Below are 16,382 nucleotides of genomic sequence, written 5' to 3'. Positions count from 1 at the left end.
GGGTAGAGGTTCCCACCGCTGCAAGGGCGCTCTCTCCTACAAATTTTCCCACAATCACGGAATCCGCGGCGTTATAGGTCAGCTGAAACAGATTTCCCAGAACCAGGGGAATGGTAAAGGCAATCAGAGGAGAAATAATTTTCCCCTGGGTCATATCACGCTTTTTCTTCTGTTTTCCTGTTTCCCGACTTTCCATTTTCTTATCCTTCGTCTCTCACTTTTTTATGGGCGGATGGAGGCAAACATCTTCCAAATACTTTCAGCGTCGCCTCTTCCGGTAAAGCTCACCAGCACGCCATCCTCCTCATAGTATACTGCAAAACTGCCTCTGGGGGTAGAGGTATCTCCTGCATCCTCATAAGTTTTCATGCAGGAGGAAATCATTTCTTCGCTGAGCTCACTGCTCCTAAACACAGGATTGTCAGATGTATCAGGATTCTCCACATCCACAAACAATAGGTTCTCTGCATCCTGAAGGGACAGCCGCAGGCTGATCTCATCCATTCCTCTGTTCCAGATTATAAAGAGCGTTTCCCCTGTTTCGTCGGAAGTAATGCTGGCCCTGTCAAAAACGTAGCCCTCTGGAAGAGTCTTCGGCACATAGGCTCCCAGCACCTCCGTCGCTCTGACCTGCTCCTCCGAAAGCTCCTGGGAAAGTGAAATTTCGTTGCTGTAATCTGTTGTGAGGCTTTCCTGGGCAGTTTCCGGGCCTGCCTCTTCTTGCGCCTGCGCCGCCTCCATTTCCATAGCCTCCTCGCCTACGCCGTCCTGCGCCATCGCAGACTGCTCGCCATTATCCCGGCCGCCATTACCCTGGCTGCCTGGGGCATCCGCTGCATCAAAAGCCGCCATTTCCTGAACAGGCTGGCTGGACCTGGAGGATGCGCCGCCTGATAACAGCAGTCTGCGTCCCGCGAAAGCCCCGGCCCCCAGCACCACAAAGCACAGTGCCGCCGCTAAAATTTTACTTCCCCCTGCAAAAGGGAAAACAGCCGTCCCCTTTTTATTTTCCGCTTCACTGCGCTCCAAAAGCTCCTGATCCACCCCGGACAATGCTTCAAAAATCCTGATTGCGCCTTGTCTCTTTTCCTCGCTCATACCCGAATACCCTCCTGTTCCAAGTAAGCTTTCAGTTTCCTGCGCGTGCGGAAAAGGGAGGTTTTTACTGTGTTCAGCTTCATGCGATACCTTTTGGCAATGGCGCTGTATTCCTCCACATACCAGTATCTGCGCAGAAAAATGCTGCATTCCCGTTCCGGCAGCGTGTGCAGAAATTGATTGATCAGCCCTTCAAGCTGTGCTGCCTCCACCGCCTCCTCCGTACCGGAGGGCGCGGGAACGCATTCAGCCAGTTCATCCAATGCTACCAACATCTGTCCATGACCTCTCTTTCCCGCATTTTTCCGTTTCCATTTGTCAAAGGAAAGGTTTCGCGTGATGGTGCCCAAAAATAATGCAAAGCGTTCCGGATATTTGGGCGGTATAGCGTTCCATGCCCGAAACCAGGTGTCGTTTACGCATTCATCCGAATCCTCCCTGTCGTTCAAAATACGGTAGGCGATGCTGTAGCAGTATTTTCCGTAAACGGCCTGCGTCTCGACGATGGCCCTTTCGTCTCTCGCCCAGTACAGATCGATAATTTCCGTATCCTTCAAACCTTCTCCTCCCTTCTTTCCTATCCAGATAATTGCGAGACTCGCTTTCTGGCATCAGAAACTGGGCGTAATAACCAAAATAAGGGTGACTAGCCACTGCTTTAGAACCCGTTTTTGGTTATTATGACCAGATTCGTGACTTTGTCAGCGAGTTTCGCAATCATCTGCGCTTTTCTATAAAAACGAATTCTGTGCCAGAAGGTTCCCGGCAAATGTGTGTCTGCACCCACACACAAAATCGCCCCGCAGGCATGCTCCTGCGAGGCACAGTTATGCTTTCCCTATCAGATCCTTTACTACCTCCCCCGCCAATATCAATCCTGCCGCGGCAGGCACAAAGGATATGCTTCCCGGCGTGGAGCGTTTTCCATTCTCCCCCGTTGTCTCCCCGGATATTCTGGGAGGCTCTGTGGAAAAAACTACCTTTAACGCCTCTACCCCTCGCTTCTTTAACTCCCTTCGCATTACCCTGGCCAAGGGACAGACGGAGGTCTCATAAATATCGGCTGCCCGAAAGGCCCCGGGGTCCAGCTTGTTTCCCGCTCCCATGCAGCTTATCACCGGGACGCCGCAGCTTATAGCGCGCAGAATAATGTCAATTTTGGCAGTCACCGTATCCACCGCGTCCACCACATAGTCATAGGCGGAAAAATCAAATTCCGCTGCCGTCTCCGGCAGGTAAAAGCACTGGTGCAGCGTAACCTGAACCTTGGGATTGATGGACAGCATCCGCTCCCGCATCACCTCTGTTTTATACCTGCCCAGTGTGTGATAATCCGCAATAATCTGTCTGTTTAAATTGGTAAGGCTCACTGTGTCATTGTCTATCAGGTCAAAGGCGCCCACGCCGCTCCTCACCAGAGCCTCCGCCACATAGCCTCCCACACCTCCAATGCCAAACAAAGCCACTTTTGCTTTCTGCAGGCGTTTTACGCCATCCTCTCCAATTAAAAGCTCCGTTCTGGAAAATTGGTTTTCAGGCTGATCTTTCACACAAATTCCTCCTACATCAGGGGTGCAAGCATTCTTAACAGCTTTCCCTCCATTCTTACAAAAAGATTCTGCTTTTTGTAATCCTCCGGACGCACCTCCTGGCATTGCTTCAGTGTCTCTTTAAAGTCCCTCTCTACAGCATCTATCTGGGAATTCAAATACATAACCACACCGCATTCAAAGTGATGGTACAGACTCCTGTAATCCAGATTGACGGTTCCCACCACGGCTCTTACGTCATCCGATACAAACACCTTTGCATGGACAAAGCCCGGCGTATACTCCCAGATTTGGATTCCTGCCTCCAAAAGCTCATTGTAATAGGTTTTGGCAACCACAAAAGCATACTGCTTGTCAGGAATGTGAGGCATGATAATTGTCACCTCCACCCCTCTTTTGGCGGCATAAACCAGAGCCATCATCATTTCGTGGTCGAGAATCAAATAAGGCGTCATGATGTGCACATACCGGCAGGCAGTGTTTAAAATATCCAGGTATACTCTCTTTCCTATATGCTCCTCGCTAAAAGGGCTCGAGCCATAGGGAAGGAAAAATCCGTCATTGGGAAGCGCTGCCTCCCTGGGAGACTTATATTTCCCGTAGTCCTCCTCCCCCTTTTCGGAAACATTCCACATTTCCAGAAACATGTAGGTAAAGCGCTCCACCGCATCTCCCTTCAGCATGATCGCAGTATCCTTCCAATGCCCGAAGCGTTCCTTCTCATTGATATACTCGTCTGCCAGATTGGTCCCCCCGGTAAAGGCAGTCTTACCGTCAATCACAATAATCTTCCTGTGATCCCGATTGTTGTAGGAGGATGAAAAAATAGGCTTTATGGGGCAAAAGGTTTTGCAGCGGATTCCCTCCTTTTCCAGAAGCTTCGGATAAAAGCTGGGAAGATACCACAGAGAACAGGTGTCGTCATACAAAAGTCTGACCTCCACACCCTGTTTTACCTTTTCCTTCAGAATACTTAAGACGCTCTCCCATACCCGGCCCTCTTCTATGATAAAATACTCCAGGAAAATAAAGGTTTCCGCCTTTTTCAGCTCCGCCAGCATATCCGGAAACTGATCATCCCCTAAAGGATAATAGACCGCCTGGGTGTTTCCATACACAGGACTGTTATCATATGCCTGCATATAATCTGCAAACCGTCCCATCTGAATGCTTATCTCCGAAAGCTTCTGCCTCACCTCACTGTTTTGCGGCAGGTACTGCTTCAAGGTATGGTCAATCTCACACAGTCTTTTCTTTAACCGTTTTGTTCCCGTCTGTGCATCAATATACGCATAAAAGAGCGCTCCAAACACCGGAAACGCCACAATGGGAAGCATCCACACCAGCTTAAAATCCGGAGTCCCGTCGCTGTTAAACAGGCGAAGCACCACCACCACGCTCAACAATATAAATAAGCCGTAGATGAAAAGGCTGTACTGGCGCAGTCTAATAAATGCCAGAAACAGCAGCGCAAACTGCACCAAAAAAGCAGCCACCACAAAGAGGGTTCTCCCATAGATGATAGTCTTGAGCCCCTTTATGCTCTTTTGCTTTACTTCTTTCGTATTCATTCCATCCCCTGCTCTCCTGATTTATGTCCGCAGCCTGTCAAGAAAATTTCACATAATGCTCAAGTCCCACGGAGCAGACCATGGCCGCGGCCTCCGTCTTAAGCCCATGCTTTTTATTAATCATCTCCATGATAGCGTTCCGCAGGTCTCCCGCCGCCACTATAGCGATAATCTCCTTTTCCGCCTGCAGGGAAATCCCGTAAAACTGACTGGTATCTTCAGGCCCGGCCCACCTTGCCCGAATCACAGTGCCTCCTCTGGCTCCCGCCTGTCTGGCCGTATCCATCACATCATCCGTATGTCCCTGATTCACTGAAACCAAAATCAGGCTGTAATCTGTCTTTGCTTCCATCTGCGTTCCTCCGTTTCCGTTTTCCTGCTGGTTTAAAAGCACCGTGGCAATGATACTGTTTAACCCGGTAAGGGACATATCAAATGCAATTCCACTGCCGTAAATATCACTTTCAAGACCGTCGTCCAGCCTGCGCAAAAGCCGCTGCGATCTCTCCCTGGATGTTATGCTGATCAAAATATCCTTCTCAGCGCTTCCAATCCCCAAAACGTCCAGAAGGTCTGAGGAGGCCGTTCCCCTCCCCATAGACTGGTAATTGCAGAGCACTCCCTGCTCTGCGTACAGTTTTGCCAACGCCTTGCCTTTTCCGCGCTCCGCAAAGGTTATCACCAGCTTTACACTTTTTTTATCTGCCATATCTCTTCCTCACATTTTACGTTAGTCAAAATAAATGATGCTGTCCTCCACTTCTCTCAGCTGCAGAATAAGCTTGCGCTTTCTGATGCGTTTGCGCACATTATCCGCCAGACCCAGCATCTGGATGGTGAGCAGCGGCGTCATAGCAACCATGGCCACAATGCCAAAAGCGTCAGTCAGCACGTTTCCTCCTGCCGCCTCACAGGCTCCCATTGCCAAAGGAAGCAAAAACGTAGTTGTCATAGGTCCGCTGGCCACGCCGCCGGAGTCAAAGGCAATACCGGTAAATATCTGGGGTACAAAAAAGGTCATCACAAGAGAAATCAAATAGCCCGGCACCAAAAACCACATAATGTTCAGCCCTGTCAGAATACGCAGCATAGCAATGCCAACGGAAAAGGCGATACCGATAGAGAGGCTGTGTCCGATGGCCTTCTGGGTAATAGAGCCGTTGGTCACGTCCTCCACCTGTCTGGTGAGCACCTGCACTGCAGGCTCTGCCTTCACAATAAAGTAGCCGATGACCATGCCGATGGGAACCAGCACCCAGGGCTGGCTGCTTCCTGCAACGGCAGACCCGATATACTGTCCGGCCGGCATAAAGCCCACATTTACACCTGTCAAAAAGAGCACCAGCCCTATGTAGCTGTACACAAAGCCCGACAAAATACGCAGAAGCTGCCTGCTGTGGAACCTGCGGAAAATACACTGGAACACAATAAACACACCTGCAATGGGAATCAGCGCAACTGCCACCTCCTTCATATAGGCAGGAAAGGCTCTTGCAAACTGCATTGCCACCTCTCTGGTGCTGTCAAGCTCCGAAAGCTCCACCATACTATAGGCCGCATCCTCCGGGCTGTAGCAGATACCCAGTATCATAACGGAAAGAATCGGCCCGATACTGCAGATGGCCGTCAGGCCAAAGCTGTCGCTGCTGGAATTTTTGTCGCTTCGCACGGAAGCCATACCAATACCCAGCGCCATGATAAAGGGAACCGTCACCGGACCCGTGGTAACGCCGCCGGAGTCAAAGGAAACCGGAATAAAATCTTCGGGAACAAAAAAGGTCAGCAGAAAAACAATCGCATAGAAAAAAATCAGAATGTAGGAAATGGGAATTCCAAAAATAATTCGAATCTGCGAAACCACAAGGAAGAGGCCAACTCCTATGGCCACCGTCCAGATCAGCACCATGTTGGGAATCGATGGCACCTGTTCAGCCAGCACCTGCAGGTCTGGCTCTGCAATGGTAATCAAAACCCCTAACACAAAACACACCAAAAGCGGAAGAATGATTTTCTTTGCCTTGGAAAGCTGTACTCCAATGCCCTCTCCCATGGGATTCATAGACATATCTACTCCCAAGGTGAAGAAGCCCATTCCCACGATCAGAAGCACTGCTCCAAACAAAAACAGCATCATCGTCCCCGGCGTCAGGGGAGCAATGGTAACGGTGAGCAGTAAAACAATAATGGTAATCGGCAGGACAGAAGTAACGGATTCATATACTTTTTCTCGTAATAGTTCATTGTGCAGCAATCTTTCTACTCCTTTCTGTCAAAAAGGGCAGGGGGACGGTTTTCCCATCTCTCTGCACCTGCGCATATATTTATAGTACTATGAACCAGATAAAAAATCAAACAAAATTCCTCGAAAATTTTTGTAAAATATTTTATGGAGCCTTTTTGTGAAAATCTTACAGCAGGTGGATTTTTCTCCCATTGGCTTTTTTGATACGCTTTTGTTATAATTGCATTATCGACGTGTTTTATGGCTGAGAGGTGCACTATGCGAAAGAAAACTAAAAATTATATGCAGTCCCTGTCCATGTTTGGAATGCTTCTTTCCTTTATCGGCGTAACGATTCTCTCCATGATATATATGGCCAAGGATAATAATTTTGACAACGCAATTTTTCAGTACTTTAATATCAGCAATCGTCTTTATTCCCGGCTGATCTATCTGAATATCAAAAAAGATTCTCTGGTCAATGGGATGAATCTTTGCAGCATACTGTTCATTCTGTGCAATTATGCTTTTTCTCAGTGTAATTTTCCCCTCAAGGGCACTTCCCTCCACAAAAAAATACGGGTTTTTCTCGGGCTTTTCTGGATAGTGCAGCTATTGGTGTACAGCACTTTTTTTATTCGCTTTTTGTATTTCGGCAGAGCCGGCTTTCTGCCTGACCCCGCGATCTTCCGCTTCTGCTACAAGGTATTTCATTCCATTACCGTCTGGATCAATCTGGTCACCCTTTTGTATTCTGCGGCCTGTTTGATCCTCACCGCCAGAAAAAAGGAGCCTATCCGGGAGCTGAGACGCATCAAATGGCTGCTGGTAGTGATTGATATCTGTATCTGCGGCCTGTATTTTTATATGTTTTTTTCTCTGCCTGACTGCTTTTTATGGCTGTCACGTTCCATGAATTATACTGCCTACCTGTCTCTGAAAATGCCGCCCTACATCGGTCTTATGCGTATTCTTCCCTTTTTGGTGGTGCTTCTGATTGTTTTTTTGTGGTTTAATTTTCACAGATATAATAAGGATATCCAGAAAATGGAGGATGACGATTACGTTTTTTCCAGTATTCTTTCCTCCTCGGAGATTTCTACCAGAGCCTTCAGCCATTATGTAAAAAACGAGCTTTTGGGAATTTTATCCGAGGCAGAGCTGATGCTGCAGGAGGGCAATCCCGATACAGAGAGACTGGAGCACATCCGTCAAAGCTGCATGGAGGTCTATGAGCGTCTGGACACCCTGCAGAAGAATTCCAACCGCATTTTGTTAAATCAAAGCCGCAACAATATCCTGGAAATGATAGACGGCGCGCTGACCCAATGCCGGGAAATGCTTGAAAAGCACCACGTAGAGGTCATATATAAGGCAGACGCCCGGGAAGTCTTTGTTTTCTGTGACCGCCATTATATGCAGGAGATATTTCACAATCTGATCATCAACGCGGTAGAAGCTATGGCTGCTCTGCCCAAGGATCGTCCCCGTCTTCTTACGATTCTTACCTTCCTGTATGAAAATGAAATCCAGATTCAGTTTCAGGACAGCGGCCCCGGTATTTCCCCAGCCATAGAGGACAATCTTTTTGAACCCTTTTCCTCCACCAAACCCACAAAATACAACTGGGGAATCGGTCTTTCCTTTGTAAAACGAATCGTAAAAAGCCATGACGGCAAAATAGAGGCTAAAAACGCCCCTATTGGAGGAGCGATTTTTACCCTTCATTTCCCCATATTAAAATAAGATATCTTAGACGAAGGAGCAGCCACAGATGAAAGATGAAAAAATTAAGGTAATGATTGCGGATGATATTCCCTCCCTCTGCAGAAGATATGAGGACATTCTCTCTCATGCAGAGGATATGGAAATAGTAGCCACCGCTCTGGACGGCTATGAGGCTATCCTGAAGAGCGCAGTCACTCACCCCGACGTGATCCTTATGGATATTGAAATGGAAAGCAAATATGCAGGCATTACCGCCACAAGGCAGATACTTTCCCAATTTCCACATATAAAAATCATAATTCTTACAGTATACGAAGAGGACGCCATGATCTATGCCGCCTTTCAGGCGGGAGCCTGCGACTACATCCTCAAAACTGCAACGCCGGCTTCTCTGGTACAGTGTGTCAGGGACGCCTATCACGAACGCTCCGTGATGAAGCCCCAGGTGGCACGGAAAATCCGCACGGAATTTAAACGGATCAAGGATAACGAGGACAGTCTCATCTACACCCTGTATCTGATTCAGCTTTTGACGGATACGGAGAGAGAAATCCTCTATGCCCTGCACGAGGGCATGAGCCAGAAGGAGGTGTGCCAGACCAGATACATCGAGCCCTCCACCATGAAAACTCATATCCGGAACATTATCCGAAAAATGAAATGCCGCTCCATTGAGGATGTACTGCAAAAAGCAGAAAACAGCGGATTCTTCTATTATATGGACAAGGTGAAAGAAAGACAGCGGGAGGATTGATTGTGCGGTTTTACCAAAAAAAGATTAGATTTTCTAATCTTTTTTCTTTTGCAGTCATGGAACCGACAAAAGGTCAGCTTTTCGACGGTCTCCTTTTTTCCTATAATGGCATTACAATCCGTTACAAATCATTGAATGGAAGGTCCGTTTAAACGGACAAGGAGGTATGCAGATGAAACACAAAAAATTACTATCTATGTCACTGGCAGTTTGTATGATAGGCAGCTGTATTCTGACCGGATGTGGAAGCACTGACACCGGTTCGGGCAGCACCGCCCAGGAAAGCACCCAGTCCCAGACGCAAGACGCTTCCCAGACCACGGAGGATGTCTCCTCCGAAAAGGTAGTAATCAATTATTACGCCTGGAGCGAGGGCGACTACCTGCAGGAAATCGTGGATGCCTATAACGCGCAAAGCACGATTGCCGAAGTAAAAATGACCCAGGTAAACAGCTCGGATTATGATGATAAGCTGATTACCATGCTTTCCGGAAGCAATGATATTGACGTGTTCAATATGCGTTCCGGTTCTCTTTTGGCCAATCTGGCCTCCACAGGAAATCTGGCAGACATCACGGAATACATTGCTGACAGCGGCCTGGATGTTTCCGTTTACGGTACCGGCTTTGCCGAGACCCAGGTGGATGACAAATTTTACGCACTGCCCTATCGCTCCTCCGCCTATGCCTTGTTCTACAACAAAGCAATCTTTGACGAAATGGGAGTGGAATACCCTGATAATCTGACCTGGGATGAATATGCAGACCTGGCGCTCTCCCTGACAAGCGGAGAAGGAACCGACCGCTTTTACGGCAGCTATATTCCCGACTGGAACACTTGTATTTACTCTGTGACCCAGGAGGGCTCCAACCTGACCGATGACGATCTGACGCCTCTTGGCACCTGGCTATCCCGGCTGAACCGCTTTTACAACGAGGACAATTCTCATATGAGCTACACGGACATGAAGAGCAGCGGCACAGATGCCATTAACTTCTTCTGCAATGGAGGCAGCGCTATGTATCCCGGGGGAGAATGGACCATCAGTGACATTCTGACCATGCTGGAAAACAACCCGCAGTTAAACGAAACCTTTGAGCTGGGCATTGCCGTCCTTCCCCAGGTAGAGGAGACAGACGACCCTGTCACCATCGGAGGTGTGAGCACCTTTATCGGTATCAACGCAACCTCAGAGAAAAAGGAAGCAGCCTATGATTTCATCCAGTTTGTGGCAGGAAAGGAAGCCGCAATGCTGGTGGCGCAGGCAGGAGCCATTCCCGCCTACATTGATGATGAGGTAACCGCTGCTTTTGAAGAGGCAATCGGTGTGGAAGGCGCAGAAAATATTCTCGGGCCCAAGAAGCTGCAGGAAACGCTGTTTACCTCCTCCTACAGCGAGCTGGTAACCATTTATCAGGAGGAAATGGAGCTTTACCTCATCGGTGAGCAGTCTCTTGAGGATACCCTTTCCAACTTTGAGGAACGGCGCGCAGAAATCCAACAGTGACCCGTCCTCTCCGGGAGGTGAATTGATATGCACAAAACAAAACGAAAGCAGAACATAATCGGATGGCTGTTTGTTCTTCCAAGCCTGTCAGCCTTTGCTCTGTTTATGTTTCTTCCGATCATTCTGGGATTCTGGTATAGTCTTACAGACTATACCGGACTCTCCCGGGACTACCAGTTTATCGGTCTTAAAAATTACATAGATTTGTTTGATGACCGTTATTTTAAGGTTTCCCTCAAAAACAATGTGATCTATGCGGCTTTGTATTCCTCGCTGACCATGCTTTTTTCTCTGCTTCTTGCAACCTTGCTGAATCGGCTTACAAGACTGCGGAAATTGTTCCGCACTGTTTTTTTTCTCCCCTATATCTCTTCCATGGTATCTGTTGCCATCATTTGGAAGATGATCTTTAATCCCTCCGGCGGACCCCTTAACACCATACTGACGCAGATCGGCATTCAAAACCCGCCCAAATGGCTGGCGTCCACGGACTGGGCTCTCTACGCCGTGATCATAGTTTCCATCTGGAAATTCTGCGGCTATTATATGCTGATTTTTCTTGCGGGAATGCAGAATATTCCCGACAGCCTCTACGAATCCGCCGCCCTGGACGGCGCAACGGCGCCTCAGCGCTATTTTAGGATTACGCTGCCCATGATGACGCCCACCATATTTTTAAATCTCATCCTGGTGACCATCAGCTCCTTCCAGGTGTTTGACCTGATCAATGTAATGACCCAGGGAGGTCCGGGGATGAGCACCAATGTGCTGGCCTACAGAATTTACTACGAGGGCTTTCAGCGCTCCCATATGGGTTACGCTTCCGCCATTGCCTATTTTCTGTTTGCCATCATACTTGTAATCACTCTGATCCAGTTTGCCTTGCAGAAATATTGGGTCAACTATGACTAAGGAGGTGTGTTATGGTTAAATCAAAAAAATGGGATATCCCCTTTTACCTGTTGATGCTGTTTATATCCCTTGGGATGATATTCCCCTTTCTCTGGATGCTTTCCACCTCCTTCAAATATGACACCCAGGTGTTCACCACACCCATTCAATGGATTCCCAATCCTGTGAATCTCTCCAATTATGTGAAGGTGTGGACGGAAGAACCCTTTTTACAATATTATTTCAACACCATAAAGGTGGCCGTAGCCGCTACGGCCGGACAGGTCATCATCAGCGCAATGGCTGCATATGCCTTTGCCGTGATTCCCTTTAAGGGCAGCAGATTTCTATTTGGCCTTTACCTGGCTACTATGATGGTTCCCTGGCATACGATTATGATTCCCCAATATCAGATTATCAGCGCCATGGGCCTTACCGACACCCATCTGGCCCTGATTTTCGGACAGCTGGCCAGCGCCTTCGGTATCTTTTTATTGCGCCAGTTTTTCCTCACCGTTCCAAAAGAGCTGATCGAGGCTGCGCGGATTGACGGCTCCGGGGAATTTCGGACCTTTTTATCCGTCATGCTGCCTCAGGCAAAGCCTGCCCTCTCCACTTTGATTATCTTTACCTTCGTCCAGGTGTGGAATGACTATACGGCTCCTTTGATCTACTTAAATTCCAGGGAAAAGTATACCATACAGCTGGGCCTTAGCTTTTTCCAGTCAGAGCACACCATGCAGTACACCATAATCATGGCCGGAACCGTATGTGCCCTGATTCCCATATTGATCATTTACATGATATTTGAAAAACAGATTACAAACGGAATGGTTCACAGCGGCCTTAAGGGCTGAAAACTCCATCCATTTCAGAAAGGATATTACTATGACCTGCAACGACACCAAGAATTGTTTCCCCATCCGTTTAGATGAAAAGGGCATCTCTATTCACGGGAAATCCAAAATACTTCTGGCGTCCTCTCTGTTTTACTTTCGGATTCCCCAGGAACGCTGGGAAGACCGCATGCTGCTTTTGAAGGCGGCGGGCTACAATGCCATAGACGTATACTTTCCCTGGAATTTTCATGAAACTGCTCCCGGCGTATGGGATTTTTCCGGGCAGAGGGACGTTGGCCGATTTCTTTCCCTGGCGGCAGAGCATGAGCTGTTCGTCATCGCAAGGCCCGGCCCTTATATTTGCTCTGAGTGGGACGGCGGCGCCCTGCCGGCCTGGCTGTGGCCGGAAAAGATACCGGTGCGTCAGGATGATCCTGCCTTTCTGCGCTGCATTGAGGAATGGTATGCGCATATCCTGCCGCTTATAGCGCCCTTCCAGATTACCTGCAATGGCACTGTGATCTGTATGCAGATCGAAAACGAGCTGGATTTTTTTGACTGTAAAAGTCCGGTGACCTACATGGAAAAGCTCTTGAAAAAGGCCCGGTCTTTCGGCATTTCCGTACCTTTATTTTACTGCTGCGGACAAAACGATTTACTGCGGGGCGGAGGATTGACGCCAGGCCTGCACACCGCCTTCAATGTATATGCCTCTGCAGACAATCCGGGTCTGGAAGAGAGAACGCTTCATCTCTGCCAGGCTGCTTTTCAACGAAAAATGCCCCTCCTGGTCACAGAAACCAACCGTGAGCACAGCTTTCTAAAGCGTCTGCTCTCCTGCGGCGCAAAGCTTATCAGCCCTTACAATCAGACTGCAGGCAGCACGCTTGAATGGTACAACGGCATCACCAACTGGGGGCCCTCGGACGCCCCGCTGTCTCTGCTGGCCAGCGACTATGATTTTCATTCCATGATCGGCTCCGCCGGGGAAGTGACTGCAGAATTTTACCAGGCCAGACTCCTTTCGGGCCTGCTTCTTTCCCTGGGGGAAAGCATTGGGAAGGGGAGGCCCGCACACCCTGAGCATATTTCTCTGTGCGCGTCCGGCGTTTCCTGCAAGGGCTTCCTGCTGCAGACAGACCGGGGCGGCCTTTTTTCCGTATCCAATCTGGGAGGTTGGCCCTCCATGGAATTTAGTCATGACGGTCAGCGTCATCTGCTGGAAATCCCTCCCCTGGAGACCAGACTGCTGCCGGTCAACCTGGTTTTATCCCGGGATGGCAGCGCAGTCCTAAAGGACAGCAGCTATGAAGTCGCATACATAGAAGAAAAGGAAGGCGCAGTCACCGTAGGCATGTACGGAGAGGGTTCTTTCAGCACCCGTCTGGCTGTGAGTGGGGAGCTGTTTTTCCTGGAGGGAACTCCCGGCCAAGAACCAAAGCATTACAGTGTGAAGGGAGTGACCCTGGTCGTTGGCAGTCCCCGGCAGATGGCTTTGTCTCACATTCCGGGGCTCCCTGACATCTTTGGAAGCGCTGAAAGCCAGATAACTGCGGAAAGCCTTACACACACTCTGCTGGCCCCTTTGCGTCTTCCGGAAGGTCCAGAGCTGAAAGGAGATGTTCTTCCCATGGAACTGCTGGGCCAGTACCGGGGTGCAGGGTGTTATTCCTTCTCCCTGAAGGAGCCCTCCCAGCTTTTGTTCCAAAATGTGGCTGATATTTTTACCATTCGCAAGGATGGGGGTTTGCTGGAAACCGGCTTTTCTTCGGGAGGCTGTCTGGAACGTGAGCTGCCTGGGGGATGTTTCGACATTTTTACGGAAATCTGGGGACACAGCAATTTTGACGATGTGCGCTGTCCCTCTCTGCATATGGGTTCTCTCAAGGGTCTTTCCGGCATCTTTCAGATTACGGGACGGATCAATCTGAGTGAAAACTGGCTGTTTGACCTGGACGAACAGCCTGTTTCGGACTGGTATTTTTTCCGCCACTCAAGCTTTCAGACCCTTTCTTCCATCGACAGCTATAACCGCGCGTCCATGCCCTTTCGAGGCGTATACGACAAATGGGTGGATATTCCGGAAGCTGCAGACAGTCTCTTTCTCCATTTCACAAAAGCAGACTGTATCATCTATGTGTATGTAAACGGACATTTTGAGGGAAAGGCAGCGCCCGGAAACCCTTATATGGATTTGAGCGCCTATGCAGGCAGCGGACGGATAGAGCTCTGCCTGCGGATTTTGCGGCGGTTTTATTCAGATGCCGTGGGAGATGTACTTCTTTTGTATGGTAAAAAAATAAAGGACTGCTCCTATAGAACGGTCCCCATTGAACAGATCACATTCCCCAAAGAGGCCAGGGAGGCGTTCTTCCCTTTAGAGCTGTCTCCTAAAGAGGATATCTTGCTTAAACTTCCCCTGGCTCCCACGCAGCACAAGGACTTAAAGCTTTTTGTTGAGGCTCAGGATGTGAAGCTGACCTTCCTCCACAAGGGACGGGTCATCGGGCGTCTTTTGTCTGCGGAAAAGGGCTTTCCCGTTATGGCCGGAGGAGACCCGCATGTGGTACATCTCTGCCGGGAATGGCTGGAGGAAGAGCCTCCCCTTGTATGGTGCCAGCCTCTGGGAGCGCATCCCTGCATCAAAAGGATTACTCTCCGGCGCTGCACCTCCCTGCTTACGCCCGAATAAGCATTATCACAATTTCAGGGGCAGCTGTTGCCTATACATGAGCCACAGCTGCCCCTGGTATATCTTTTTATACTGTATATCCTATACTGCATATCTCTTTATACGGTATCTTCCTTTACCTTCACCGCAAGCCAAAACAACGCCATTCCTATGGCAAACAAAACGGCGATCATTCCCACCCCTTTATTGATATCACCGGTCAGCTGGGACACCACACTGACCACAGTGGTTCCCATAAAGGAAGCACCTTTTCCGCAGATATCCATGAGGCCAAAATATTCACCTGACTTCTCAGGGGGTATGATGCGTGCAAAATAAGACCTGGAAAGCGCCTGTATGCCTCCCTGGAACATTCCCACCAGCACCGCAAGCACCCAAAACTGAGACTGCACAGTCAAAAACATGGCAAAAACGGCAATGCCGAAATAAGCGGCAATACATACGGCAATCAGCTTATGGGCAGCAATGCTTCTGGCAAGCCTTCCAAACAAAATCGCAAAAGGAAAGGCCACGATCTGCGTCACCAAAAGAGCCAGAAGCAGTCCGGTGCTGTCGAAGCCCAGCGCGGAGCCGTATGCGGTGGCCATATCGATAATCGTGTAAACACCGTCAATATAGAAGAAGAAGGCAAGCAGAAACAGAAATATCTTTTTTTCTTTCCGCACGTTCAGCAGTGTCCTGCCGATACGCTGAAAGCTCTCGAATACCGCATTCTTTTTCTTTTCCACATAGTTTTTTTGTCTGTAGTCCTTTAAGAGAGGAACCGTCATTCCAAGCCACCAAAGAGCGATAATGACAAAGGAAATTGCCATGGCATTTTCCATGGAAAGTCCAAGAGGCTCCGCTCCCAGCACAAGCCCCAAGCACACCACAAAGGGTATACAGCTTCCGATATAGCCCCAGGCATAGCCAAGAGAGGAAACATTATCCATGCGGTCATTGTCAGTCACATCCGAAAGCATGGAGTCATATACGATCAGGCTTCCCGAATACCCTACCTTGGCAATCACAAAAATAATCAGAAAGATCAGCCACTGCCTTGCCAATCCCAGGCTGATGCAGCCTGCGGCACCCACAAGAAGAGATACGATAAACAATGTCTTCTTATAGCCCTTGGTATCTGCCAGCGCACCGAATACCGGTCCCAAAAAGGCTACCGCCAGGGTTGCAGCGGAGGCTGCATAGCCCCAAAAGGCCAGATAATCCACCGAGGATACTCCCGCGCTGTCCGCCAGATAATTAAAATAAATAGGCATAATGGTGGATATCAAAAGGGTAAAGGCAGAATTTCCCACATCATACAATATCCAGCTTTTTTCTGCCCTGGTCAGGCGAAATCCTTTTTTTTTCTCTTTCATTGCGCTCTCCTTTGGTCATGTGCTGATATTTTTTCCCCGGTTTTTTCCTTCGGCATTGGAAGCTTGGAATCGAAGGTTTTTTCATAAACGGGAGACAATTTTCTTTCTCCAGAAAGAAAGTCCCCATACTCGCCGATCAGCTTTACCGCCAGCTTCTTTGCCTCATCGTACAG

13 protein-coding genes and 1 pseudogene are annotated in these 16,382 nt (G+C 48.9%); 6 read left to right on the top strand and 8 right to left on the bottom strand.

Annotation, left to right across the window (positions count from 1 at the left end):
* The 7 genes and pseudogenes from AC1WIP_RS02515 to AC1WIP_RS02485 form a co-directional block, all read right to left on the bottom strand.
* A pseudogene (locus AC1WIP_RS02515) lies at window positions 1–196 on the bottom strand (MATE family efflux transporter); the annotation flags it as partial.
* 26 nt (window positions 197–222) lie between these two features.
* A complete protein-coding gene (locus AC1WIP_RS02510) occupies window positions 223–1,098 on the bottom strand; it encodes a hypothetical protein (RefSeq protein ID WP_481140331.1) in 876 nt (291 codons plus the stop codon).
* Complete coding sequence (locus tag AC1WIP_RS02505; protein ID WP_481140330.1) at window positions 1,095–1,655, bottom strand: RNA polymerase sigma factor; 561 nt, start codon at window positions 1,653–1,655, stop codon at window positions 1,095–1,097. The genes AC1WIP_RS02510 and AC1WIP_RS02505 overlap by 4 nt, the downstream gene beginning before the upstream one ends.
* A 270-nt stretch (window positions 1,656–1,925) precedes the next feature.
* Window positions 1,926–2,648 (bottom strand): tRNA threonylcarbamoyladenosine dehydratase, encoded by a 723-nt coding sequence (locus tag AC1WIP_RS02500; RefSeq protein ID WP_481140329.1) that lies wholly within the window; start codon window positions 2,646–2,648, stop codon window positions 1,926–1,928.
* Window positions 2,649–2,659: 11 nt separating this feature from the next.
* Window positions 2,660–4,219, bottom strand: a complete 1,560-nt coding sequence (gene cls / locus AC1WIP_RS02495) for a cardiolipin synthase (RefSeq protein ID WP_481140328.1) — start codon at window positions 4,217–4,219, stop codon at window positions 2,660–2,662.
* A gap of 37 nt (window positions 4,220–4,256) precedes the next feature.
* A complete protein-coding gene (locus AC1WIP_RS02490; RefSeq protein ID WP_481140327.1) occupies window positions 4,257–4,928 on the bottom strand; it encodes a hypothetical protein in 672 nt (223 codons plus the stop codon).
* A 21-nt stretch (window positions 4,929–4,949) separates the two neighbouring features.
* Window positions 4,950–6,470, bottom strand: a complete 1,521-nt coding sequence (locus AC1WIP_RS02485; RefSeq protein WP_481140326.1) for a DUF1538 domain-containing protein — start codon at window positions 6,468–6,470, stop codon at window positions 4,950–4,952.
* Window positions 6,471–6,719: 249 nt separating this feature from the next.
* Between AC1WIP_RS02485 and AC1WIP_RS02480 the strand changes: the two genes are divergently transcribed.
* The 6 genes from AC1WIP_RS02480 to AC1WIP_RS02455 all read left to right on the top strand — a co-directional run bounded on the left by AC1WIP_RS02480 (window position 6,720) and on the right by AC1WIP_RS02455 (window position 14,851).
* Complete coding sequence (locus AC1WIP_RS02480) at window positions 6,720–8,186, top strand: sensor histidine kinase (protein ID WP_481140325.1); 1,467 nt, start codon at window positions 6,720–6,722, stop codon at window positions 8,184–8,186.
* Window positions 8,187–8,214: 28 nt separating this feature from the next.
* Window positions 8,215–8,922, top strand: a complete 708-nt coding sequence (locus tag AC1WIP_RS02475; RefSeq protein WP_481140324.1) for a response regulator — start codon at window positions 8,215–8,217, stop codon at window positions 8,920–8,922.
* A 172-nt stretch (window positions 8,923–9,094) separates the two neighbouring features.
* Window positions 9,095–10,429, top strand: coding sequence for an ABC transporter substrate-binding protein (locus AC1WIP_RS02470; RefSeq protein WP_481140323.1), 1,335 nt, complete (start codon window positions 9,095–9,097; stop codon window positions 10,427–10,429).
* A gap of 27 nt (window positions 10,430–10,456) precedes the next feature.
* Window positions 10,457–11,341: a carbohydrate ABC transporter permease gene (locus AC1WIP_RS02465; protein WP_481140322.1), complete on the top strand. Its 885-nt coding sequence runs from the start codon at window positions 10,457–10,459 to the stop codon at window positions 11,339–11,341.
* 11 nt (window positions 11,342–11,352) lie between these two features.
* Window positions 11,353–12,177, top strand: coding sequence for a carbohydrate ABC transporter permease (locus AC1WIP_RS02460; RefSeq protein WP_481140321.1), 825 nt, complete (start codon window positions 11,353–11,355; stop codon window positions 12,175–12,177).
* Between the two features lie 31 nt (window positions 12,178–12,208).
* Window positions 12,209–14,851, top strand: coding sequence for a beta-galactosidase (locus AC1WIP_RS02455; RefSeq protein WP_481140320.1), 2,643 nt, complete (start codon window positions 12,209–12,211; stop codon window positions 14,849–14,851).
* Window positions 14,852–14,949: 98 nt separating this feature from the next.
* On the opposite strand, the gene AC1WIP_RS02450 is transcribed toward AC1WIP_RS02455, so the two are convergent.
* A complete protein-coding gene (locus AC1WIP_RS02450) occupies window positions 14,950–16,209 on the bottom strand; it encodes an MFS transporter (RefSeq protein WP_481140319.1) in 1,260 nt (419 codons plus the stop codon).
* Between the last annotated feature and the right edge of the window lie 173 nt (window positions 16,210–16,382).

This window comes from Acetatifactor sp., from assembly GCF_982438285.1.
Note: the sequence above shows the minus strand (reverse complement) of the source record. Positions and strands in the feature narration are given on the sequence as shown.

Excerpts from the sequence above, each read along its gene's own strand:
- AC1WIP_RS02480 (WP_481140325.1), top strand. The coding sequence starts at position 6,720 with ATGCGAAAGAAAACTAAAAATTATATGCAGTCCCTGTCCATGTTTGGA.
- AC1WIP_RS02465 (WP_481140322.1), top strand. The coding sequence starts at position 10,457 with ATGCACAAAACAAAACGAAAGCAGAACATAATCGGATGGCTGTTTGTT.
- AC1WIP_RS02490 (WP_481140327.1), bottom strand. The coding sequence starts at position 4,928 with ATGGCAGATAAAAAAAGTGTAAAGCTGGTGATAACCTTTGCGGAGCGC.
- AC1WIP_RS02510 (WP_481140331.1), bottom strand. The coding sequence starts at position 1,098 with ATGAGCGAGGAAAAGAGACAAGGCGCAATCAGGATTTTTGAAGCATTG.
- AC1WIP_RS02475 (WP_481140324.1), top strand. The coding sequence starts at position 8,215 with ATGAAAGATGAAAAAATTAAGGTAATGATTGCGGATGATATTCCCTCC.
- AC1WIP_RS02455 (WP_481140320.1), top strand. The coding sequence starts at position 12,209 with ATGACCTGCAACGACACCAAGAATTGTTTCCCCATCCGTTTAGATGAA.
- AC1WIP_RS02460 (WP_481140321.1), top strand. The coding sequence starts at position 11,353 with ATGGTTAAATCAAAAAAATGGGATATCCCCTTTTACCTGTTGATGCTG.
- cls (WP_481140328.1), bottom strand. The coding sequence starts at position 4,219 with ATGAATACGAAAGAAGTAAAGCAAAAGAGCATAAAGGGGCTCAAGACT.
- AC1WIP_RS02470 (WP_481140323.1), top strand. The coding sequence starts at position 9,095 with ATGAAACACAAAAAATTACTATCTATGTCACTGGCAGTTTGTATGATA.
- AC1WIP_RS02450 (WP_481140319.1), bottom strand. The coding sequence starts at position 16,209 with ATGAAAGAGAAAAAAAAAGGATTTCGCCTGACCAGGGCAGAAAAAAGC.